Genomic DNA, 21,858 nt, shown 5'->3' with positions numbered 1-21,858 from the left:
CGCGGAGCGTCCATTGAGGCATTCCCACGCAGAGCGTGGGAACGATCTCAAGCTTTTAGACTTTAAGGACTTTGCCGCCGATGGCCACCGCGACCAGCAGCACCGCCATCAAGCCAAAGGCAAAACTCAAGCTACTGGCATGGGCGACAAAGCCGATCACCGCCGGCCCTGCCAGAATCCCTGCATAACCCAATGTGGTAATTGCTGGCACCGCGATGCTTTCCGGCATCACCGTCTGCTTGCCCACCGCCGTGTACAGCACCGGCACGATGTTCGAACAGCCGGCGCCAACCAGCGCATAACCGACCAGCGCCGCTTCCCAGCTCGGTGCGAACGTCGCCAGAAACAAGCCCGCCGCGGCCAGCAGACCGCCAAACAGAATGATCCGCGTTGCACCGACAATCCGCACAATGCGGTCACCCATCAGGCGTCCGGCGGTCATGGTCAGGGCAAACGCCGCGTATCCCAACCCCGCGTACGCCGTGTCGATCCCGCGTTCCTGCGCCAGAAACACCGCGCTCCAGTCCAGCGCTGCGCCTTCGGTGAGAAAGACGATGAAGCACATCCCGCCGATAAACAGCACGATGCCGTGAGGGATGGCGAATGCCGGGCCCGAGCTTTCACTGCCGTAGGGCAGCATGTGCGGCACGCACTTGAACAGCGCCGCAATCAACACCACGACCACCACCAGCATGGCCGCGAGCGGTGACAGACCGAGACCCAGCAGGGCGCTGACACCCGCCGCGCCGACAATCCCGCCGAGACTGAACAAGCCGTGGAAACCGGACATCATGTTCTTGCCGCTGGCGCGTTCGACGATCACCGCTTGCAGGTTCACCGTCGAATCTACCGTGCCCAGGCCTGCGCCGAACATGAACAGTGTGGCAATCAGCGCCGGTATCGACGACACCGTCGCCAGTAACGGCAGCGCCGCGCAGATCAACAACGTGCCGCCGGTAGCGACGCGGCGACAGCCGAAGCGTGTGGCCAGAATCCCCGCCAGTGGCATCGCCAGAATCGAGCCGACGCCGAGGCACAACAGCAACAATCCCAACGTGCCTTCATCCAGTCCGGCACGGGCCTTGGCGTACGGCACCAAGGGCGCCCACGCGGCAATGCCGAGCCCGGCGATGAAAAAGGCGATGCGCGTGGACATCTGTTGCAGGCGTCCGGGGACGAAGGTGTCTTGAGGGTTGAGGCTGGTCATATCGATCCTTGGCAAAAAACTTCGCGTCCCCGAAGGACAGTGATTCAGCGACGAGGTTCGATCGCGGGTGTTCGGGGATGTGCAGACGACATCCTAACCTGTGGGAGCGGAGACTCACCAATAAGCGCTCATGCACATACCCCTGTGGGAGCGAGCCTGCTCGCGAAGGCCGTGTGTCAGACACACAATCAGTCGACTGACACTCAGCCATCGCGAGCAGGCTCGCTCCCACAAGGGATTGCGTTCTACAGTGGCGGCTTCAGGGGATTTAACAGCAAGGGCCGGTGATGACGCAGTTCTACGATGCACGGGGCAATATTTACGGGGTGATTTCGCCTGCTGAACTACGCGAGGCGGGCATTGCTTTGCCTGCCGACGCTGGCGAATGCGCAGCATCGCGGCAAATGTGGAGCGAAGCAGCAATCAAACTCTGCTGCGATTGGCCCGAAGACCTGCGCCCGGCGAACAGCAAATCCCATCGCAGCGACGGTCTGCTGATCGGCCCGTTCCAGGCGTCGCCGCCGTTCGATGTCCTGATCGTCAACACCGACGGCACGCTCGCCGAGCGCAGTGGCAACGGCCTGACGATTTTCTCGCAGGCGCTGACCGAACAAGGATTGATGCCCGAGGAGGGCGCGTTGTTGCGCGTGCATCACGACAAGGGCGATGCCGTGGAAACCTTGGTAAAACCGGCGGAAGTCGACGGCGTTCAAGGTTTTTGGCTGGACCTCGGCCAACCGCGATTCGGGCCGGATGCCGTGGGCGCGCAGGTGGTTGAAAGCGTTCAGTTCAACGGTCGGGACGTGAGCCACGTCGCGCCCTTGGCACAACTTGATTCCGAGTGGGCGCACAGCCAATTCGTGCGCATCGGCAACCCGCATTGCGTAACCCTGCTCGCCGACGAAGCGGCGTTGCCGAGCAACGATCCGATGCGTGAATTCCCCCTGAGCGAAGGGTTGACTGCAATCGCTTACGCCATGCCCACCGGTGGCGGTGATCCGTGCCCGGCGGGCGTCAATCTGCAATGGGCAGTGCTGGAGTCGCCGCAGCGAATCCTCGCCCGTGTGTTCGAACGTGGCGAAGGGCCGACGGCCTCATCCGGCACCAGCGCGAGTGCGGTAGCGTGCGCGGCATGGCGGGTGGGTTGGGTTGCCGCAGGAGAAGTGCAAGTGGTCATGCCCGGAGGTACGGCGCCGATTTTGCTCGAAGAAGCGCACGGAGAATTGCTGCGCGTCAGACTGTTCGGTACGGCGCGGTTGATGGACTGAATTCAAAACCTCCATCGCTGGCAAGCCAGACTCCCACAGGGTTTTGCGGTGAACACAAATAGTATGTTCAAACACATAACCCTGTAGGAGCGAGCCTGCTCGCGAAAGCGGTCTGCCTGACGCGATGATGCCGAATGTGCCGACCTCTTCGCGAGCAGGCTCGCTCCCACATTGGATTCAGGTGGGCACGAATAATGTATTCACACAAAACCCTGTGGGAGCCTGGCTTGCCAGCGATGAGGCCCTCAGAGTTAGCCCGTCAGTGAGCCTTGAACAAAGTCACCGACATCACCTGATCACCCTGTACCGTCAACCGCAGCAGTGCCAGTGGCGACGGTTCATCCTCAAAGCATTCAACCAGCACCGATTGCGCCGAACTGGCCTGCACCGCCAGTCGCCCGGCATGTTTTAACTGGCGTTTGACTGCTGCACTGACAGGAATCGGTGCATGCCCGGCGCGCACTTGCTCACAGAAGGACAGCGCGATTTCACGGGGTGTCGGTGCCGGCGGTGAGGTCAGGCCGGCTTCCTCGAAGAGTCGATTGAGTTGCTCCGCCGCGCTGACCGCCCGAGGAAACCCCGCGAATGCCGACGCCTGCAACAGCACTTCGGTGATTTCACCGGGCGCCAACCCCGAGGCCAGGCCTGTCTTTAAGTGCACACTCAGCGGCGGGCCGACCATCCCCGAGGCGACGATTGCTGCAAACGACACTGCTTCACGCAAACGCGGATCGAGGCCGGGGCGCGCATGCAAATGCCCGTAAACCACACCCACTGCCAACTCGCCCAGGGCGGGCACGGTGTGAAACAGCGCATCTAGTCGAGCGCCGCCATCGGGTACAAGTTCGGTAAAGGTGTGTCGGCCTTCGTGGTACAGCGTGGCCATGGGCGAAGGTTTGTTGTTCATGGAAAAATCCTCAAGCAAATGAGGATGGCGGCTGATCAACTACGCACGAACTTCAGCATGAAAAAGCGTACATCCGGGAGGGGGGCGGCCCGTTGCGATGGCGGCCTTCACACCTTAGCTCAATGTTTGCGGGCGCGAACTTGTTAGTTCTTACAGTTTACGGATGCCCGAATTGCGCTTAAAAGGGGGAGTTCAATCGCAAAGACTCCACCTGTATCGATGCCCGATCAGTATTCGGAGGCGAGTACCTTGCCAGCGTGTGCAGGGTGAGCGCCGACAAGTCTTAATCAAAAACGTCCGGCTGTGTCGCTGACATCGCCGCTGGTGAACGAATTGTTCGGGCCGGGTTGCCAGTAGACCGGCGAACCATTCTGTCCGCGAACAACGCATTTCCATTCGAGCGCCTGCTGCCCTGGTACTTCGATGTTCGTGCTCCAGCGATTGCCGGCGGAAGTCAGCGCAATCCCGTGCAGCGGATCCCACGCCCCCAGCTCCAGTGATGAGCCAACGGCGTAAACCCCTTCACCGGATTGCGGGTTAGCATTGTCGCAATGAAGGCTAATGTTGACTGCTGCAGACTGCACGGGTGTGCTCCAGATGCGAATATCACCGTTGTCCCAGGTCAGCGTCGGTACCCCCATGCCTTCGGGCAATCGTTGCAGGTCGGATTTGAGCGCTATCACCAGCGTGCCACGCGCTCCTGAAGTGGTCCCCACCAGCCCCGAATACTGGGTGTTGAAGCGGATAGGCGAGTCGGCCCGGATAGCAGCATGTTTGCGAAGTTTGATGAGTTGCCGGATCAGCTGGTCGCGCTGCCAATCGTACATATGCGGCCAATAGACCGTCGGCGTTCCGGGGCTGCTGAGGATATAGGCGTAAGCCAGATTGACCAGCGGATCGGGCAGCGCCCAATGATGTTGGCCGCCATTGGCGCCGGGCGAATAGCCGGTGTCATGATTGTCAACGAACGTTACCGCAATCGCACGCCAGGCAGGGTCCGGATTGCCATTCAGGCCGTGGCGCCATTGGGCGATTGAGCCATTTTGCATGCGTTCCTTGAGAGCAAAATCGAACACCGCGCAGTGCGAACGATCAGACCAGTCCTTGAGTACATCCTGCCAACTGGCTGAACGGCGCCAGTCACCTTGCGGATATTCGTCGGGGCCTTTCCAGTTTTCCCCGACGCAGAACTGCTGGCTGCCAAAAGCGTTCATCCAGCGGTCGATTGTCTCCGGGGCGTAACCTCGAACGAAATCGAAGCGCAGGCCCTGGGCACCATAGTTGTCACGCAGATTGATGAATTCGTTCTTGAACGCATTGAAAACCTTGGGGTCGGCGGTATTCAGGTCTGCCGCGCCATCCATGAATGCATCGCCCTCATCACACTGGAGGCAATCATGGCGCCATTCATTGCGCCCTCGGGGAAACATGGACTGGTTGACCCTATCGTCATTCATGTGATTGGGCACCACGTCGTACACGACTTTAACACCGGCAGTGTTGAGTGCCGCCGCGGCCTGTTTGAGTTGTTGATCGCTGCCATAACGGCTGTTTTTGTCGAAGCCGCTCCAAAAATAGCCCTCGCCACCACCGGATTTGCCAGTCGGGTCGCTCCAGCTGGAGGTGTCAGTCCAGACGGGTGGCAACCAGATCAGCGTGAACCCGTCGCCGCTGATCGTGGACGCGTGTTGTGCAAGAACGGAGTACCACGCTACGGCATTACGGCTGGAATTCCAGTGAAAGCCCTGGAGCATGATTTCTTCGCCGCTGCCATTTCGCATCGTGGCGTTCGTCGCGAAGGTCACACTTGGCGTCAGGCAAAGCCATAAAACCTGGATGAACAGTAAAAAGCGCTTCATGGTAGTCCTCCTGAATCTGTTGATTCCAGAGGACACTGTGAGTCTGTTCGTAGCGTGTGTCGCCTGTCAGATCTGACAGGTTTGCTCGATTATTTGGCGATAAAAGTCTCGCCAACCATAACCTTGCACACGATTGATCAAGTGTTCTTTATTGAAGAGTGCCAGTCGGCGCCCCAGGGACGCCGATGTCGGGACCTCAGGCGAACTCCACCAGCGGCATCTGCCGCTTCATCAACACCTTGCCACCGCGAATCGAATACAACGGCAAGCCCTGACTGCGGATCACCTCGTAATCACTGTCCGCCGAGAGGATCAGCAGGTTCGCCGGTCGCCCCTGTTCCAGCCCGTAACGCTCACCCAGGTGCATGGCTTTGGCGCTGTTGTCGGTGACCAGATCCAGCGCACTTTGCAGGTTGCGGTAACCGAGCATGTGGCAGATGTGCAGCCCGGCTTCGAGCACGCGCAGGATGTTGCCGTTGCCCAGCGGATACCATGGATCGACGATGGAATCCTGGCCGAAACACACGTTCATCCCGGCTTCGAGCAACTCGTTGACACGGGTGACGCCACGGCGTTTCGGGAAGTTGTCGAAGCGGCCTTGCAGGTGAATGCTCTCGGTCGGGCAGGAGACAAAACTGATCCCGGAATGGCCAAGCAAGCGGAACAGTTTCGCGCAGTAGGCGTTGTCGTAAGAGCCCATCGCCGTGGTGTGGCTGGCGGTGACGAGGGCACCCATGTCGCGGCTGCGGGCCTCTTCGGCGAGCACTTCGAGAAAGCGCGAATGCGGGTCGTCGGTTTCATCACAGTGCACGTCGACCAGGCAACCGGTGCGCTCGGCCAGGTCCATCAGGAACTTCACCGAACTGACACCCTGATCACGGGTGTACTCGAAATGCGGAATCCCGCCGACCACGTCCGCGCCCATGCGAATCGACTCTTCCATCAACTCGCGACCGTTGCGAAACGACTCGATGCCTTCCTGCGGAAACGCGACGATTTGCAGGTCGATCAGGTGGCGGCTTTCCTCGCGCACTTCGAGCATGGCTTTGAGCGCGGTGAGTTGCGGGTCGGTAACGTCGACGTGGGTGCGCACGTGCTGAATGCCGTGAGCGGCCAGCGCTTGAATGGTTTTCTTGGCGCGGGTCTTGGTGTCTTCTTCGGTGATGGTGACCTTGCGCTCGCCCCAGCATTCGATGCCTTCGAACAGCGTGCCGCTCATGTTCCAGCGCGGCTCGCCAGCGGTCAGCGTGGCGTCGAGATGAATGTGTGGTTCGACGAAGGGCGGCACCACCAGATTGCCGCTGGCGTCGAGGTCGTCCGGGCCAAGGGTGGGTGCTTCGGTCTGGCGGGCAATGCTGCGGATCAGACCGTCTTCAAGGTGCAATTCGTGCAAACCTTCCTGGTTGCGCAAACGGGCGTTGATGATGTGCATCAGGCGAATCCTTTTTTATAGGTCTTGTAGTGGCGCGGTCGCGCTGCGAGCGCCGAGCACGCCGGTGACGATGACATACGTTAGCGCGGCAGCGGCGATCCCTACCAGCGGCGCGACCCACGGCGAGTTGAACGCGGCGACGGTGCCGACCGCATAGGCCCCGAGCCCCGGCCAGTTGAACGCCGGCAACCGTGCGTCGGCCAGACGCGGATAGTGACCGCGCCAACGGAAGAAGAAGTCGGCCATGATCACCCCGCCAATCGGCGGAATCACCGTGCCGAGCAGAATCAGATACGGCACCAGCATGTCGTACATGCCGAGCAGCGCGAGCAGGGTGCCAATCACTGCGCCGGCGAGGGTCACGGTTTTGCGTCGGCCGGTGCGCAACAGGTTGCAACCAGCGACGGCGAAGTTGTAGATGGTGTTGTCCTGAGTACTCCAGATGTTCAGCAACAGCATGGCCATCGCGGCCATGGCGAAGCCCTGCAACAGCAGCACTTCCACCACGTCCGGTTGCTGATAAACGATCGCGCCGTACGCGCCGATCAGCACCATCAAGCCGTTGCCGATGAAAAAACCGATCAGGCTGGCCAGCACCGCCACCCGGGCCGAACGCGAGAAACGTGTCCAGTTGGTCGCCTGCGTTGCGCCACTGACGAAGGTGCCGAACACCAGAGTGATCGCCGTCGACCAGTCCAGCGAGCCTGTCGGCACGACGCTGAGCAACCCCTCGAACCCGCCGACTTTTACCGTCGCCACCCACATCGACAGCATCAGCAGCAACATCATCGCTGGCACGGCGATGTACGACAGAATCTCCAGCCCGCGATAACCGACGTAGGCCGTGGCGCAAAACACCAGACCGAACAGCACCATCAGCCCGAGCACCGTGCCCTCAGCGAGATCGAAATACTTACCGAGCACCACCGCAGCGGTCGCGGTGCCCCAGGCGTACCAGCCGATCTGGGTGAAGCCGAGGATCAGGTCGCTGAGCTTGCTGCCGACTTCGCCGAAGCAGAAGCGGCCCATCAGCACTGAGTTGAGGCCGCTTTTGAAGGCGATGTAGCCGAGGCCTGCCGCGTAGAGACCGAGCAGCAGATTACCGACGATGATCACCGCCATCATCTCGCCAAAACTGAACGCCACGCCGAGCTTGCCGCCGGCAAACATGGTCGCGGTGAAAAACGTGAAACCGAGCAAGACCATGGCAGTGGAGGCCAGGCCTTTGCGCGCATGCATCGGCACTTCGCTGAGGGGGTAATCGTTGCCGGGATCGTTCTGCGTCATGGGGCGGTCCTTGCTGGAGTAGGGGAGACGCGGGGGAGGGTTGCAGTGGTCGTGCCAAGCTACGGCATTGCGCGTAGGTATAGACGAGGCGGTGATATTTGGCGCGAAAACGGTGCGCCTGAACGCACCGAAGCCCAATGTAGGAGCTGCCGAAGGCTCGGGCCGCGTTCGGACGATCTTTTGATCCTGTTTGCAGCGCGGGACGCTCCGTGTCCCACTCCAAAGCCGAACGCGGAGCGTCCGTTGAGGCATTCCCACGCAGAGCGTGGGAACGATCGGTGTCAGGGGCATTTGGGGCTTTTCAGAGGAAGCGCAGCAGGGCGGCGACGATGGCTTCGGGGGCGTCTTCCTGGACGAGGTGGCCGGCGTTGGCAATCGGCTGGAATTGTGATCCCGGGATCATTTGATGTAACGCATGGCCACGCTCGATGGGAATCCACTGGTCTTCTTCGCCCCAGAGAATCTGCACCGGGCAGCGGATCGTCGGGTACAGCGGTTGCGCTTCCAGCGTGTAGCGCTCATCCATCTGCGCAATCTGCCGATAGAACGCCGCTTGCCCCGGATCGCCGAGCCACGGTTGTACATAGGGGGCGAGTTCGTCGTCAGGAATACCCCTGTGAATCGCCCCGCGAATATAGGTCGGCACGATGGCGCGCTGGATGTAGTCGGGCAGGCCGCTGAACGCCGCTTCATGCAAGCGGACATGCTGCACGAATGGCGAACCCCACGGCGTCAGCGCGACCGGATCAATCAGGGTCAGGCTGCGGTAATCCTTGCCGTTGAGCAGATGCGCGCGCAGCACGGTGGCGCCGCCGAAGTCGTGGGCCACCACGTCCGGGCGTTGTAGATTCCAGTGGTCCAGCAGTTGCGCCAAGAGTTGGTTTTGCACGCCGAGGGAGACGTCGGCGTCGGGCTGTTCGGAGCGTCCATAACCCAGCAGGTCGAAGTAGTGCACGCGATGCGTGGCAAAAAAGTGCGGTGCTATCCGGTGCCACACGTACGACGAAAACGGCGTGCCATGCACGAACACCAACGGCGGGCCGTTGCCGCGCACGGCGTAACGTACCGAGTGCCCGTTGAAGTCAAAGACCTGATCCAGCAGCCAGTCTGTCATCGGTCTGTCCTCTTGGCGGGTGGGAGCCAAAAAGCATAGGCGTAAAAAAACAGCCGTGAAGGCTGCTTTCTACTTCCCGGACAAAACACCAATCACTCTGTAGGAGCTGCCGAAGGCTCGGGCCGCGTTCGGCAGCTCCTACGAGGGAGATCTACGTCAGGTTACTCACCGCGATAGATGCAACCGCTGGTACAGGTCTCGTGAATACGGATCGCGCTCAGTTCCGGCAGCAACGGCTTCATTTCATTCCAGATGAATTTGGCCAGCACTTCGCTGGTCGGGTTTTCCAGGCCGGGAATGTCATTCAGGTAGTTGTGATCGAGACGCTCGTACAGCGGTTTGAAGATCGCTTTGATTTCAGAGAAGTCGCGGATCCAGCCGGTGTGCGGATCGAGATCGCCGCTGAGGTGAAGCGCCACTTTGAACGAGTGACCGTGCAGACGCCCGCACTTGTGGCCGTCCGGGACGTGCGGCAGGCGGTGGGCGGATTCGAAAGTAAATTCCTTGAAGATTTCCACAGTATTTTCGGCTCTGTTCAGATGGCGTTCGCCGCAGCGATTCGGGCAGGCGGCGAGTTTACCAGCTTGTCTTTAGCCGTGCTGACTAAAGGGTCAGCAAGCGCTCGGCGAGGCGACCATTGGCAGTCAGTTCGAGAAACTCATCGCCGAGGCGACGGCTCTCGTCCATCGCTGCATGCCAGTATTTCTGCCGGCTCGCTGCGTCGCCCATAAAGCGTTTGAAGTCGTTGCGGTCGGGCAGTTTGCCGTAGGGCAGGCGCGCCAGATATTCCTTCGACGGCGCGAGCAGCAGCACGTCCTGCAAGCGTTCCACCGAGGCCTTGCGCCATGGCAGGGTCTTGTCGAACCAGCCGGGAATCACCCGGTCGGTGAAGTGCGGATAGAGCACGATGCCGTCGCCGCTGTAAGGCAAGTCGAGGTGATAGTCGAGCAGGCCGCCATCGCGGAACGTGCCGGCACCGGCGCCCGGTAGATCGCGCACGCCTTCCATGACCATCGGGATCGACCCCGACGCCAACAAGGCCTGGCGCAGGTTGCCGGCATTCAGGGCGACGAACCGCGACGGGAAATCGTTCAGCGCATTGACCGGCGGGGCGAGGCGCGGGTCGTGGATGATCAGGCGTTCGAAGTGCCGCGATAGCCGTGCGCGGCCGCGCAAGTTGTCGGCAATCACCGAGCCCAGCGCCAGACCGAGGCGGCCGCGATGGTCATCGGCCAAGCGGCCCTGACTTTTCACTACCATGATGTTCAGCCGGTAATGGGCGTTGTCGAGGATGCTCGCGTCGCGGCCGTCGAGCAGGTCGTTGAGCATGCGCTGCGAGCTCTGACTGATCTCGGCCATGGTCACGCCTTTATTGAAATTCTGCTCGGCGTACAGCTGACCGAGGCGGCGGATGCCTTCGGCGGCGTCGGGCAGGCAGGCACTGGCGAAGCGCCAGGAACCGACCGAGGCGCCGATCAGCGAACGCTCGCGCGGCGCACTCGGCAGCCATTCACCGAACAGCGCCAGATCCAGTCCCTGAATGCCCAACGCCTTCGGCCCACCGGCGGCGCCGGGCAGGGTGCCAACGTCGGCGGCGTTCAGACCCTGGGCACGAATACGCGTCATGGCGCGCGGGCCGGCCTTGAGGGTGAGGGCGGGGAATTTGATGTGGATGGCGGTCATACCGGTCTCGATCGTTAGCAAGCGAACAATTATAAGCACATGTTACAAAATCCTGCTCCAACACGGGGGCATGTGTTGAGCTGGAGCAATGATGGCAATTCAGTTTCAGTTAAGTTCATCCCGCTAAGGTGCCCACCGTTAAGCAACACATAAAAATACGGAGACACCATGAAAACCCTGACTGCCCTGTCCATTGCCTCGATCATCGGTCTCACTGCCAGCACTGTTCACGCCCGCGATCTCGGCCCTGACGAAGCCCTGCGTCTGCGCGACGCTGGTACTATCGTTTCCTTCGAGAAGCTCAACGCCACCGCGTTGGCCAAACACCCGGGTTCGACGATCACCGATACCGAGCTGGAAGAGCAGTACGGCAAGTACATCTACCAGATCGAAATGCGTGATCCGCAGGGGCTGGAGTGGGATCTGGAATTAGACGCGGTGACTGGGCAGGTTCTCAAGGATCATCAGGATACGTAATGAAGGTTAATGTTCGCGCCACCCGCCGTACGGCGTTGGCGCTGGTGATGTGTTGCTCGACGGCGATGGCTCGCGACCTCGGTCCGGACGAGGCGCTTGATCTGCGCAAGCAGGGCGTGATCCTGCCGCTGGAGCAAGTGCTGCAGCAGGCAATGGACCGCTATCCCGGCGCGAAACTGCTGGAAGTCGAGCTGGAAGAAAAACACGACGTCTACATTTATGAAGTCGAGTTGCTCACCGTCGAAGGTGTCGCCCGTGAGCTGCACTTGAAGGCCGATACCGGTGAACTTGTGAAAGACAAGGAAGATTGATCGATGCGTTTGCTATTGGTGGAAGACCACGTACCGCTGGCCGACGAATTGCTCGCCGGCCTGCAACGGCAGGGCTATGCGGTCGATTGGCTGGCGGACGGTCGTGATGCGCTGTATCAGGGCAGCAGCGAGCCGTATGACCTGATCATTCTCGACCTCGGCCTGCCGGGCGTGCCGGGGCTTGAAGTGCTGGCGCAGTGGCGCGCCGGCGGTCTGGCGATTCCGGTGCTGATCCTCACGGCGCGCGACTCCTGGGCCGAACGCATCGAGGGCCTGAAGGCCGGTGCCGACGATTACCTGACCAAACCGTTCCACCCTGAAGAGCTGCAACTGCGCATTCAGTCGCTGTTGCGCCGCTCCAAAGGCCAGGCCAATCAGCCGACATTGCAGGCCGCCGGGCTGCATCTGGATGAGGGCCGTCAGTGCGTGGTGCGCGATGGTGCCGACATTCAACTGACCGCTGCCGAATTCCGCCTGCTGCGGTATTTCATGCTGCACCCGGAGCAGATCCTCTCCAAAAGCCACCTCGCCGAACACCTCTACGACGGTGAAACCGAGCGTGATTCCAACGTCCTCGAAGTGCACGTCAATCACCTGCGGCGCAAGCTCGGCAAAAGTGTGATCGAAACCCGTCGCGGCCAGGGTTACCTGTTCGGCGGGCAAGCTTCGTGAGGTCGATCCAGCGCCGCTTGAGCCTGGGATTGATCAGCGTGATGGTGGTCGTCGGTGTAGTGGTGGCGCAAACCAGTCTGTGGTTGTTCGAAGTGGGTTTGCAGCGTTATCTCGAAGCCGGCCTGCGCAACGACAGCGAAAGTTTGCTGGTGGCATTGGTGCGTGGGCCGCAAGGCCTGCAACTGGATGAGCGGCATCTGTCGCCGGCCTATCAGCGACCGTTTTCCGGGCATTACTTCCGGATCGACTTTGCCGACAGCCATTGGCGCTCGCGTTCGTTGTGGGATCAGGACCTGCCGCTGCTCGAACACCCCGGTCTGCACAGCAATCTGCAACTGGGGCCGGACGGTCAGCAGCTGCTGGTGCTGCGCTCGGACTATCGACGCTTGGGTCAGTCGATCTCGATCAGCGTCGCCCAGGATTACACGCCGGTGCGCGAGAGCTTTCAGCGCATGCGTCAGATCGGGCTGGGTCTGGGGCTGGCGGCGTTGTTGCTGATACTGTTCTTGCAGCGATTGACCGTGCGCCGTGCCTTGAAACCACTGGAAAAGGCCCGCGAACAGATTGCGCAATTGCAGCAGGGCCAGCGTTCACAACTCGATGATCAGGTGCCGGTGGAACTGGAACCGCTGGTGGCGCAGATCAACCATTTGCTCGCGCACACCGAAGACAGTCTCAAGCGTTCACGTAATGCCTTGGGCAATCTCGGGCATGCGTTGAAAACGCCGTTGGCGGTGTTGTTGAGCCTGGCCTCGAGCGAAAAACTTGATGCTCATCCTGAGCTGCGCAAGGTCCTCAAGGAACAACTGGAGCAGGTGCAGCAGCGGCTCAATCGTGAATTGAACCGGGCACGGCTGTCCGGTGATGCACTGCCGGGAGCGCTGTTTGATTGCGATGCGGAATTGCCCGGATTGCTGGCGACGTTGAACATGATTCATGGCGAGCATCTGGCACTGAGCTATGTTGCACCGGCGGGATTGCAACTGCCGTGGGATCGCGAGGATTTGCTCGAGTTGCTTGGCAATCTTTTGGACAACGCTTGCAAGTGGGCGGACGCCGAAGTACGCCTGAGCGTGATCGAGCGTACGGACGGCTTTGCCCTGAGCGTGGAAGATGACGGCCCGGGGATTCCCGAAGAGCAACGCACTGAGGTGTTCAGTCGTGGCACGCGGCTGGATGAACAGACCCACGGGCATGGCTTGGGGCTGGGAATTGTCCGCGATATTGTCGAGACCTGGGGCGGGTTGCTGGTGTTGGGCGAGAGTGAGTGGGGCGGGTTGAAGGTGGTGATCGAGTTGCCTCGGCGGTGAGCCTTTAGAAGCCCCTCACCCTAACCCTCTCCCTGAGGGAGAGGGGGCTGACCGCGTTGTTTATTCGAGGTACACCGACGTGAGATACCGAGTCGAACTCAGGTTTTGAAAGCCTTCCCGTGACCGGAGATACCGGGGTGAACTCAGGTTTTGAAAGCATCACCGAGCTCTGAAATGTCGAGCCGGACTCAAGTTTTGAATGGCACGGAGATCGGCCCCCTTTCCCCCTCGCCCCCCTTGGGGGGAGAGGGCTGGGGTGAGGGGGGAGTCCAACTGACACCCCTCAATCTCGGATCAAACCCGAAACTGATCCATCAAACTCTGCTGCTGATTCGCCAGACTATTGAGCGACTGACTCACCCGCGCCGACTCATTCGCCTGCCCGGACAACGACTCCGTCACATCGCGGATCGTCGCCACGTTGTTATTGATCTCTTCAGCCACCGCACTCTGCTCCTCAGCGGCACTGGCAATTTGCAGGTTCATGTCGCTGATCACTGTCACCGCATCGCCAATCTGGCGCAGCGCAGTCACCGCTTGGCCAACCTGTTCGACACTGCCCTGAGCCTGACGATGGCTGTTGCCCATCGACCCGACCACATCCTGTGTACCACTCTGCAACTGCTCGATGACCTGACGGGTTTCTTCCACCGATTCCTGCGTGCGGCGGGCGAGGTTGCGGACTTCGTCGGCGACCACGGCAAAACCACGGCCAGCCTCACCGGCACGGGCCGCTTCGATCGCGGCGTTGAGTGCCAGCAGGTTGGTTTGTTCGGCAATCGCGCGGATGGTTTCCAGCACCGCGCCGATTTTCTCGCTGTTAGCAGCCAGACCTTCAACTTGCACCATGGCTGCACTCATGTCGGCGGCGAGGGTGTCGATGCTTGCAGTGGTGCGGTCGATCACGGTCAGGCCCTGACGGGTAGCGCGATCGGCGTCCTTGGCGGCTTCGGCAGCCTGCGCGGCGCTGCGGGCGACGTCTTGCGCAGTGGCGCTCATTTCATGGGACGCGGTGGCAACCTGATCGACCTGACGGTATTGCTGCTCCATGCCGGCGCTGGTCTGGGTCGCAATTGCTGAGGACTGGTCGGCGGTGTTGCGCGCGTCCTGCACCGAGCGTTTCACTTCGGCGATGATCGGCTGCAACTTGTCGAGGAACTTGTTGAACCAGCCGGCCAACTGACCGAGTTCGTCCTTTTTGTCGTAGGCCAAGCGACGGGTCAGATCACCTTCGCCGCTGGCGATGTCTTCGAGCATGTGTGCCACGCCGAGGATCGGTCTGGTCACGCTGCGCGCCATCAGCCACACCAGCAGCAGGCCGATCAACGCGGCGAGTACGCCGAGGCTCAGCTCGATCAACGTGCCCGAGTTATTGCTCGCATCCAATTGTTGCTTGAGCGCCTCGGCGCGGCTGACCAGAACTTTCTCCGGCACATCCAGCAGCACGCCCCACGACGGACCGCCCGGAATCGGCGGGAACGGCGAGAGCACTTTCAACTGGCCGTTGCTGTGCAGGCTGCTGACGGTTGTGCTGGAAGCGAGTTTGCTCAGCAGTTCGGCGCCGCTGACTTTGTCGACGGTATCCAGACGCTGGCTGAGTTTGCCGGCATCCGGGCTGTAACCGGCGAGCAGGCCGGCAGGGCTGATGATGCTCACGGCGGTCTGGCCGTCATAGAGCTTTTTGCTCGCGCCTTGGCTGATTGCTTGCAGGCTGTTGAGGTTGATGTCGACCGACAGCGAGGCGATGACCTTGCCGTTGACCATCAGCGGGAAGACGATGCTGGTCATCAGCACGTTCTGGCCGTCGATGACATAGAAGTACGGTTCGATCACGCACGGTTTGAGCGTCGTCCGCGGGCAGGTGAACCAGGCATTGGCCGCCTGACCGCTGGGGCCGGTGTTAGTGTCGGCCATGTCGCTTTCCGGCAGCGCCATCGAGGTGACTTTGCCGGGTGTCGGTTGCGACCAGTACAGGGCGAAACGGCCCTTGTCGTTGCTGCCCAGTTCAGCCTGACCGGCGAACAGTTCGTCTTTGCCGTCCAGCGCGTTGGCTTCGAACACCAGCGACAGGCCGAGCAGGTCCGGGTTGGCTTGCAGCGCCGATTTGACCTGACGGGTCATGTCCTCACGCAGGTCGAAGGCATCGAGGAAACGCTTCTCGGCCTGTTCGCGCAGGAACAGCACCTGCCGCGAGAAGCCGTGGCCGTATTGATAGGCGTCCATGAACTGCTGGCGAATGCCGGCGGCCTGCACTTCACCTTGCGACTCGATGCGCGCCTGCGCCGACTCGGTGAGCATTTCCATGCTCGAAGCTTTCACCAGTTCAGAACTGTGCTCCATGCGATACAGCGAAAGACCCACCAACAGGGTCACGATACCGGCCAGGCACAGGCCGGCGAGCAGGGTGATTTTCCATTGGATGGAAAGTTGTCTGAGCGACATGGAGACGTCCTTATTCGATAAATATCTGAGACTTTGCACTGTAACGGCCCAAGAGCAGCTTTCTTGAGCTTCCAGCCGCAGGCTGCAAGCGAAAAAACGCAAAAGCTTGCCGCTTGTGACTTGCAGCTTGCCGCTGCTTCATTCACAGTGCGCGCCCTTCTAATAAGACCCTCTTTGCAAATCCGCCGGTGAACCGTTGGCGGACTCATCCTGTCTGGCGGTCGGTCCTCCACCGCAGTGTTTTTGAGGTAATGAAATGAATGCAGTCATAGCGGCGGTCGGCGTCATGCTGGTACTCAGCCTGTCCCGCGTGCACGTGGTGATCGCCCTGATCGTCGGCGCGCTGGTCGGCGGTCTGACCGGTGGTCTGGGCATCGACGCCACGCTCAAGGCGTTCAACAGCGGTTTGGGCGGCGGGGCGACGGTGGCGTTGTCCTACGCGTTGCTCGGCGCTTTCGCCGTGGCGATTGCCAAGTCTGGCCTGGCCCATGCGCTGGCCGACAAGGCGTTGGCAATGGTTGACCGGCAGCATTCGAGCGGTGGCGGCAGCGTCAAGTGGCTGCTGATCGGCCTGTTGTGGGTGGTGGCGATCGCTTCGCAGAACATTCTGCCGATCCACATCGCGTTCATTCCGCTGCTGGTGCCGCCACTTCTATATGTGCTGACCAAGCTGCAACTCGACCGCCGTCTGATCGCCTGTGTCATGACCTTCGGCCTGATCACGCCATACATGGTGTTCCCGGTCGGCTTCGGCAACATCTTCCTTAACCAGATTTTGCTGGCCAACGTCAGCAAGGCCGGCGTCGACATCAGCCAGATCAATGTCATGCACGCCATGGCCATTCCGGCGCTGGGCATGGTCTTCGGTCTGTTGGTGGCGGTGTTTTTCAGCTATCGCAAAAAGCGCGTCTACGACCTGGAGAAGATTGAACAGGTCGAGCAGGTCAGCATTGCCTACAACCCGAAAACCATCGGCATTGCTGGCCTGGCCATTGCCGCCGCATTCATCATTCAATTGTTGCTGGACTCGATGATTATCGGCGCGCTGGCCGGTTTTCTGATTTTCTCGGCATCGGGCGTTGTGAAGTGGCGTGAAACCGACGATCTGTTCACCGAAGGGATGAAGATGATGGCGATGATCGGCTTCATCATGATTTCGGCCTCAGGGTTTGCCGAAGTGCTGAAGGCTACCGGCGAGGTGCGCACGCTGGTCGAGAGCGCCGCGGCGTGGATCGATCACAGTCAGGCTATCGGCGCGTTGTTGATGCTGCTGGTGGGATTGATGGTGACCATCGGGATCGGCTCGTCGTTCTCGACCGTGCCGATTCTGGCGGCGATTTTCGTGCCGTTGTGCGTGCAACTGGGCTTTAGCCCGATGGCGATCGTCTGCATCGTCGGCACCGCTGGAGCACTGGGTGATACCGGCTCGCCGGCTTCGGACTCGACGCTGGGGCCGACCTCCGGGTTGAACGTTGACGGCCAGCATCACCACATCTGGGACACCGTGGTGCCCACTTTCCTGCACTACAACCTGCCGTTGCTGGCGTTCGGCTGGGTGGCCGCGATGGTTCTCTGAACTCCGCCGGTGATCGTTCCCACGCTCTGCGTGGGAATGCCTCTTGTGACGCTCTGCGTCACGTTGTTGGACGCGGAGCGTCCGGGGCTGCATTCCCACGCAGAGCGTGGGAACGATCCTCATACCGAAGCTCAACTTTTGTGATGGCATGCCGTTAAAGCCTTTAACCACGCCAATAAAACCAAAAGAGTGAGCTCCCACAATGCGCCTGAGCCTCAAGGCTAAAGTCCTCTCCCTCGCCGTTCTCCCGGTGTTGCTCTTTGCGCTGGTCATCAGCCTGACCACGCTGTTCATCCTCCAGGAACAAGCGCACAAAGAGGTCGAACAGACCCGCGAGCGCCTGCTCGGCGATGCCAAAGCCACTCTGCAAAGTTACGTCGCCGTGGCCATGACCACGATCAAACCGCTGTACGACGCCGCCGCACCCGGTGATAACGAGGCGCGGGCGCAAGCGATCAAATTGCTTTCCGGCATTCGCTACGGCAAGGACGGCTACTTCTTCGGCTACGACTCCGAGACCGTGCGCCTGTTCAAGGCCAACGACCCCGAAGGCGTGGGCAAAAGCTTCAAGGACAACCGTGACCCGAACGGCGTTTACGTCAACCGTGGCCTGGTAAGTGTGGCGAAGGACGGCACGCACTATCTGCAATACAGCTCGCCGCTGCCGGGCAACGCACAGGTGCTGGTGCCGAAACTCGGTTACACCGAATACCTGGCCAAGTGGGACATGGCGGTCGGTACCTCGGTCAACCTCGACGGCATCGAAGCACAAGTGGCGTTGGTCGAAGCGCAGGTGCAGGAGCGCATGCAAGGCGTGGTGCTGAGCATCGTCGGCGTGGCGGTGGTGGTGCTGTTGGTGATCGCGGCGGCGGGGATGTTGCTGGCCAATACCATTTTGCGTCCGTTAACCCTGATGAAAGCCAACCTCGATGACATTGCAGCGGGCGAGGGCGATCTGACCCGTCGCTTGAACATTACCAGTCAGGACGAGCTCGGCGAACTGGCCGGCTCGTTCAACCGCTTCGTCGACAAGATCCATGGCCTGGTGCGGCAGATCACCGAGATGACCACGCAATTGACCGGGCTGGTGACCCAAGTGTCGGATCAGGCCCAGCGTTCGGATCAGGCGATGGAGCGTCAGCGTCACGAAACCGATCAGGTCGCCACGGCGATCAACGAGATGTCGGCCGCCGCACAAGAAGTAGCGAAGAGCGCGCAGAACGCCGCTGTCGCTGCCCAGCAGACCGACGAAGAAGGCCAGAGCGCCAAGCGTGTGGTGGCGGGCAGCATCAAACAGATTCATGCGCTGGTCGATGACATTCGCAGCAGCGGCGTATCGCTCGACAGTCTGCAGCAAGACGTAACCTCGATTGTCGGCGTGCTCGGGGTGATTCGTTCGATTGCCGAGCAGACCAACCTGCTGGCGCTCAACGCCGCGATTGAAGCGGCGCGCGCCGGTGAGGCCGGGCGTGGGTTTGCCGTGGTGGCGGACGAGGTGCGGGCATTGGCCAGTCGCACCCAGATCAGCACCCAGGAAATTCAGGGCATGATCGATCGCTTGCAGGCCGGCACGCAATCGGCGGTCGAGGCGATGCGGCGTTCCAGCGAGGCGGGTGACGGGACTTCACAGCAAGCCAATCAGGCCGGGGCTTCGCTGGATGCGATGGCCGAGCTGATCGCGACGATCAACTCGATGAACGCGCAGATTGCCAGTGCGGCGGAAGAGCAGACGGCGGTGGCGGAAGAGATCAACCGCAGCGTGCATCAGATTGCGGTGGCGGTGGACAGCGTGGCTGATGAAACGCAGCTGGGTGCGCAGACGTCACGCAGTCTGGCGGAGCTGGGGCAGCGCCTTGGCAAACTGGTCGGTCAGTTCCGGATCTGACCGCTTGAAAGCCCCTCACCCTAGCCCTCTCCCAGAGGGAGAGGGGACTGATTGGGGGATGCTTTGGAACTACGCCGACCTGAAACAGCTTTACCGAATCCATAATCGACAGAATCTTTCAGGTCGATGGATGATCCGAGACACCTCGGTCAGTCCCCTCTCCCTCCGGGAGAGGGCTAGGGTGAGGGGCTTTTGATCTTCGCTCAAGGCCTATCCCAGTAAGGCACTTCCCCGAAGCATTCGACAAAGAAATCAATCACCGTCCGCACCTTCACCGACAACCGTCGGCTCCCCGGCCACAACACCGCAATCTGCTGCGGTTCCAGGCTGTTCGACACCTGATACTCCCCCAACACCGGCACCAGCGTGCCGTCGCGCACCGCTTCGCCAATCAACCACGACGGAAACATCACCAGCCCCAAACCCTGTTCAGCGGCTTGGGTGAGGGTGTCGGCGTGGTTGCCGGTGATCGGGCCTGTCACCGAGTACGGCGTCCAGTCCTCACCATCACGACGGAAAAACCAGCGCTGCTGGCCGGTCGCGCCTTTGTAGGCCAGGCATTGGTGTTGCGCCAGATCTTCGGGTTTTTGCGGCGTACCGTGGCGCTTGAGATACGCCGGGCTGGCCGCAACCTGAAAGCGATGCGGCGCCAGAATCCGCGCCTGCATGCTCGAGTCGTGCAGCGAACCGATGCGGAACAGCAAATCCGCGCCTTCCTGTAACGGGTCGACGTAATGGTCGGTCTGCTGGATATCCAGTTGCAGCTTCGGATAACGCGCGCACAACTTGCCCAGCCACGGCGTCAGATGCCGCTGACCGAACACCACCGGCGCGTTGATGCGCACCAGACCGGTGGGTTCGCTTTGCTGTTCCTGCAACGCTTGTTCGGCTTCTTCCAGTTGCACCAGCACCAGCCGCGCATGATGACCGAGCATGCGCCCGGCTTCGGTCGGCGTCACGGCGCGGGTGTGGCGATAGAGTAATTGCTGGTTCAGCGCCTGCTCCAGCAACTGGATCTGCCGGGAGATCGAGGAGGGCGCCACGCCTTCGCGGCGGGCGACTTCGGAAAAACTGCCGTGGTCGAGCACCGCGACAAACAGCCTTAGCGCCTTGAATCCGAGTTCGTTTAGCCCGTGCATCTTGGTCCTGCTGTGCGAGTTACGCAAAAGTGTTGTCCGGATGCTCCCATTTATCGCACAGCTTGACCAGCCGATAATCCGCGCCATCGTTTACTTGAGTGGAATGTTGTTTATGCAGACGTTGGATGAGGTGAGTGTCAGCGCACCGGCGACGAAATCCGGATTGCGCTTGTTGTTGCTGCCGCTGGTGATTCTCGCGGGCATGGGCTTGTCGGTGGAGGCAGGGTTGCTCGGGCCTTTGGGGGTACAGGTCGGGCATCTGTGGGCGACTTTGAGCATCTTCGGGGTCGGCTCGGCGATTCTGTTTTTGCTGTTGTTGTTCGCTGGGCCACAGAAGGGGCCGGCGCTGACTGATCTGCCGCGCTGGCAGTTGATTGGCGGGTTTCTGGGGCCGATGTATGTGGTGGTGCTGACCCTGGCGACGCCGCATATCGGTATTGCCATGACCATGATCGCGATTCTGTCGGGTCAGGTCGGCAAGAGTGTGTTGATTGACCATTTCGGCTGGTTCGGGGCGACGCGCAAGAAGGTCAATGCCGAGCGTTGGCTGGCGTTGGGGTTGATCGTGGTGGCTTTGGTTTTGATTGCGCGGGGGTGAGTGATGAGTCTGGTTATTTTGTTGGCAGTGGTGGTGTTGGCGGGTGCGGTGTTGAGTGTGCAGGCTGCGATCAATGGGCGTCTGGGGGAAACCGTTGGGGTGTTGCGCAGTAGTTTGCTGACATTTGTCGTGGGCGCGGTTTCGACGGGGTTGTTGATTTTGTTTTTTGAGCCGGCGCAGGCGATGAGTCTTTTGGATGTGCCGAAGTGGCAGTTGACCGGGGCGTTGTTTGGCGTGGTGTATATGATGGTTATGGTCGGGGCGGTGCCAGTGGTGGGGACGGCTGTGGCGACGGTGGCGGTGATTGTCGGGCAGTTGGGGATGGGGATGGGGATGTTGATTGATAATTTTGGCTGGCTGGGGAATCCGGCGATTGAGCTGTCTGGTTCGCGGATTTTGGCGATGGTGTGTTTGGGGGTGGCTTTGGTGTTTATGTATAGGAGTTCGCGTCAGGCTGGGTGAGTTGAGTACATATCCGTTGCTGCGGGTGTTGCTGATTAGGGTTCCGCCCTTACGGCGGGTCACCTTTTCCAAACGCCGAAAAGGTAACCCAAAAGGCTTGCTCCTACGTGCGGCCCGCTCGCTGGGGCTCGGGGTTCCTTCGCTGCGGGATCGATCCGGGCGCAGCGCCTACGGTTTGCTGCGCTGCACCTCCTCTCGCTGTGTTTGGCTTCGCCAAACGGTCGCTGCC

At 60.7% G+C, this 21,858-nt stretch carries 18 protein-coding genes and 3 pseudogenes; 10 read left to right on the top strand and 11 right to left on the bottom strand.

Annotated elements, in window-relative coordinates; all coding sequences use genetic code 11:
• Positions 1-55: 55 nt before the first annotated feature.
• Complete coding sequence (locus FGA82_RS29405; RefSeq protein WP_141129800.1) at positions 56-1,207, bottom strand: MFS transporter; 1,152 nt, start codon at positions 1,205-1,207, stop codon at positions 56-58.
• A 287-nt stretch (positions 1,208-1,494) separates the two neighbouring features.
• On the opposite strand from FGA82_RS29405, the gene FGA82_RS29400 reads away from it, so the two are divergent.
• A complete protein-coding gene (locus FGA82_RS29400; protein ID WP_141129799.1) occupies positions 1,495-2,475 on the top strand; it encodes a diaminopimelate epimerase in 981 nt (326 codons plus the stop codon).
• A 259-nt stretch (positions 2,476-2,734) separates the two neighbouring features.
• Here the strand turns inward: FGA82_RS29400 and FGA82_RS29395 are convergent, their stop codons facing one another.
• The 7 genes from FGA82_RS29395 to FGA82_RS29365 all read right to left on the bottom strand — a co-directional run bounded on the left by FGA82_RS29395 (position 2,735) and on the right by FGA82_RS29365 (position 10,757).
• The gene (locus FGA82_RS29395) at positions 2,735-3,382 is read right to left on the bottom strand and encodes a carboxymuconolactone decarboxylase family protein (RefSeq protein ID WP_171057386.1); all 648 of its coding nucleotides are present in this window, start codon (positions 3,380-3,382) and stop codon (positions 2,735-2,737) included.
• A 287-nt stretch (positions 3,383-3,669) separates the two neighbouring features.
• A complete protein-coding gene (locus FGA82_RS29390) occupies positions 3,670-5,241 on the bottom strand; it encodes a glucan 1,4-alpha-maltotetraohydrolase domain-containing protein (RefSeq protein WP_141129798.1) in 1,572 nt (523 codons plus the stop codon).
• Between the two features lie 196 nt (positions 5,242-5,437).
• Positions 5,438-6,673, bottom strand: coding sequence for a cytosine deaminase (gene codA, locus FGA82_RS29385; RefSeq protein ID WP_141129797.1), 1,236 nt, complete (start codon positions 6,671-6,673; stop codon positions 5,438-5,440).
• A gap of 15 nt (positions 6,674-6,688) precedes the next feature.
• Positions 6,689-7,960 carry a cytosine permease gene (gene codB / locus FGA82_RS29380; protein WP_141129796.1) on the bottom strand — a complete coding sequence of 424 codons (1,272 nt, stop codon included), beginning with the start codon at positions 7,958-7,960 and terminating at the stop codon, positions 6,689-6,691.
• Positions 7,961-8,261: 301 nt separating this feature from the next.
• Complete coding sequence (locus tag FGA82_RS29375; protein WP_141129795.1) at positions 8,262-9,074, bottom strand: alpha/beta fold hydrolase; 813 nt, start codon at positions 9,072-9,074, stop codon at positions 8,262-8,264.
• Positions 9,075-9,235: 161 nt separating this feature from the next.
• Complete coding sequence (gene queD / locus FGA82_RS29370) at positions 9,236-9,592, bottom strand: 6-carboxytetrahydropterin synthase QueD (protein WP_007915588.1); 357 nt, start codon at positions 9,590-9,592, stop codon at positions 9,236-9,238.
• An 85-nt stretch (positions 9,593-9,677) separates the two neighbouring features.
• Positions 9,678-10,757: a patatin-like phospholipase family protein gene (locus FGA82_RS29365; protein ID WP_141129794.1), complete on the bottom strand. Its 1,080-nt coding sequence runs from the start codon at positions 10,755-10,757 to the stop codon at positions 9,678-9,680.
• Positions 10,758-10,925: 168 nt separating this feature from the next.
• Between FGA82_RS29365 and FGA82_RS29360 the strand changes: the two genes are divergently transcribed.
• From FGA82_RS29360 to FGA82_RS29345, 4 genes are read left to right on the top strand one after another with little or no spacing between them, the layout of a single operon-like run.
• Positions 10,926-11,234, top strand: a complete 309-nt coding sequence (locus tag FGA82_RS29360; protein ID WP_137218751.1) for a PepSY domain-containing protein — start codon at positions 10,926-10,928, stop codon at positions 11,232-11,234.
• Positions 11,234-11,545 (top strand): PepSY domain-containing protein, encoded by a 312-nt coding sequence (locus FGA82_RS29355; RefSeq protein ID WP_007915591.1) that lies wholly within the window; start codon positions 11,234-11,236, stop codon positions 11,543-11,545. The genes FGA82_RS29360 and FGA82_RS29355 overlap by 1 nt, the downstream gene beginning before the upstream one ends.
• A gap of 3 nt (positions 11,546-11,548) precedes the next feature.
• On the top strand, positions 11,549-12,217 hold the full coding sequence (locus tag FGA82_RS29350) for a response regulator transcription factor (protein ID WP_007915592.1): 669 nt from the start codon (positions 11,549-11,551) through the stop codon (positions 12,215-12,217).
• On the top strand, positions 12,214-13,527 hold the full coding sequence (locus FGA82_RS29345) for a sensor histidine kinase (protein WP_038362525.1): 1,314 nt from the start codon (positions 12,214-12,216) through the stop codon (positions 13,525-13,527). The genes FGA82_RS29350 and FGA82_RS29345 overlap by 4 nt, the downstream gene beginning before the upstream one ends.
• Positions 13,528-13,821: 294 nt before the next feature.
• On the opposite strand, the pseudogene FGA82_RS33030 reads toward FGA82_RS29345, so the two are convergent.
• Positions 13,822-14,415 (bottom strand): annotated as a pseudogene (locus tag FGA82_RS33030) (methyl-accepting chemotaxis protein); the annotation flags it as partial.
• A 264-nt stretch (positions 14,416-14,679) separates the two neighbouring features.
• A pseudogene (locus FGA82_RS33025) lies at positions 14,680-15,648 on the bottom strand (PDC sensor domain-containing protein); the annotation flags it as partial.
• Positions 15,649-16,225: 577 nt separating this feature from the next.
• Here FGA82_RS33025 and FGA82_RS29335 point away from each other — a divergent pair.
• The 3 genes and pseudogenes from FGA82_RS29335 to FGA82_RS33015 all read left to right on the top strand — a co-directional run bounded on the left by FGA82_RS29335 (position 16,226) and on the right by FGA82_RS33015 (position 19,430).
• The gene (locus FGA82_RS29335) at positions 16,226-17,545 is read left to right on the top strand and encodes a Na+/H+ antiporter family protein (protein WP_141129792.1); all 1,320 of its coding nucleotides are present in this window, start codon (positions 16,226-16,228) and stop codon (positions 17,543-17,545) included.
• A 202-nt stretch (positions 17,546-17,747) separates the two neighbouring features.
• Positions 17,748-18,524 (top strand): annotated as a pseudogene (locus FGA82_RS33020) (cache domain-containing protein); the annotation flags it as partial.
• Between the two features lie 84 nt (positions 18,525-18,608).
• Positions 18,609-19,430: a methyl-accepting chemotaxis protein gene (locus FGA82_RS33015; RefSeq protein ID WP_409077500.1), complete on the top strand. Its 822-nt coding sequence runs from the start codon at positions 18,609-18,611 to the stop codon at positions 19,428-19,430.
• Between the two features lie 203 nt (positions 19,431-19,633).
• On the opposite strand, the gene FGA82_RS29325 is transcribed toward FGA82_RS33015, so the two are convergent.
• Entirely contained in the window at positions 19,634-20,569 is a 936-nt protein-coding gene (locus FGA82_RS29325; protein WP_141129791.1) for a LysR family transcriptional regulator, read from the bottom strand.
• 112 nt (positions 20,570-20,681) lie between these two features.
• Here FGA82_RS29325 and FGA82_RS29320 point away from each other — a divergent pair, with 112 nt between their 5' ends.
• Together FGA82_RS29320 and FGA82_RS29315 are read left to right on the top strand one after the other, a co-directional pair.
• The gene (locus tag FGA82_RS29320) at positions 20,682-21,167 is read left to right on the top strand and encodes a DMT family transporter (RefSeq protein ID WP_016987941.1); all 486 of its coding nucleotides are present in this window, start codon (positions 20,682-20,684) and stop codon (positions 21,165-21,167) included.
• 3 nt (positions 21,168-21,170) lie between these two features.
• The gene (locus FGA82_RS29315) at positions 21,171-21,629 is read left to right on the top strand and encodes a DMT family transporter (protein WP_141129790.1); all 459 of its coding nucleotides are present in this window, start codon (positions 21,171-21,173) and stop codon (positions 21,627-21,629) included.
• Positions 21,630-21,858 lie beyond the last annotated feature (229 nt).

Origin of the sequence: Pseudomonas fluorescens (genome assembly GCF_005938625.1) — a bacterium.
GTDB classification, from domain to species: domain Bacteria; phylum Pseudomonadota; class Gammaproteobacteria; order Pseudomonadales; family Pseudomonadaceae; genus Aquipseudomonas; species Aquipseudomonas fluorescens_BD.
This window is presented reverse-complemented; position numbering and strand designations above follow the sequence as displayed.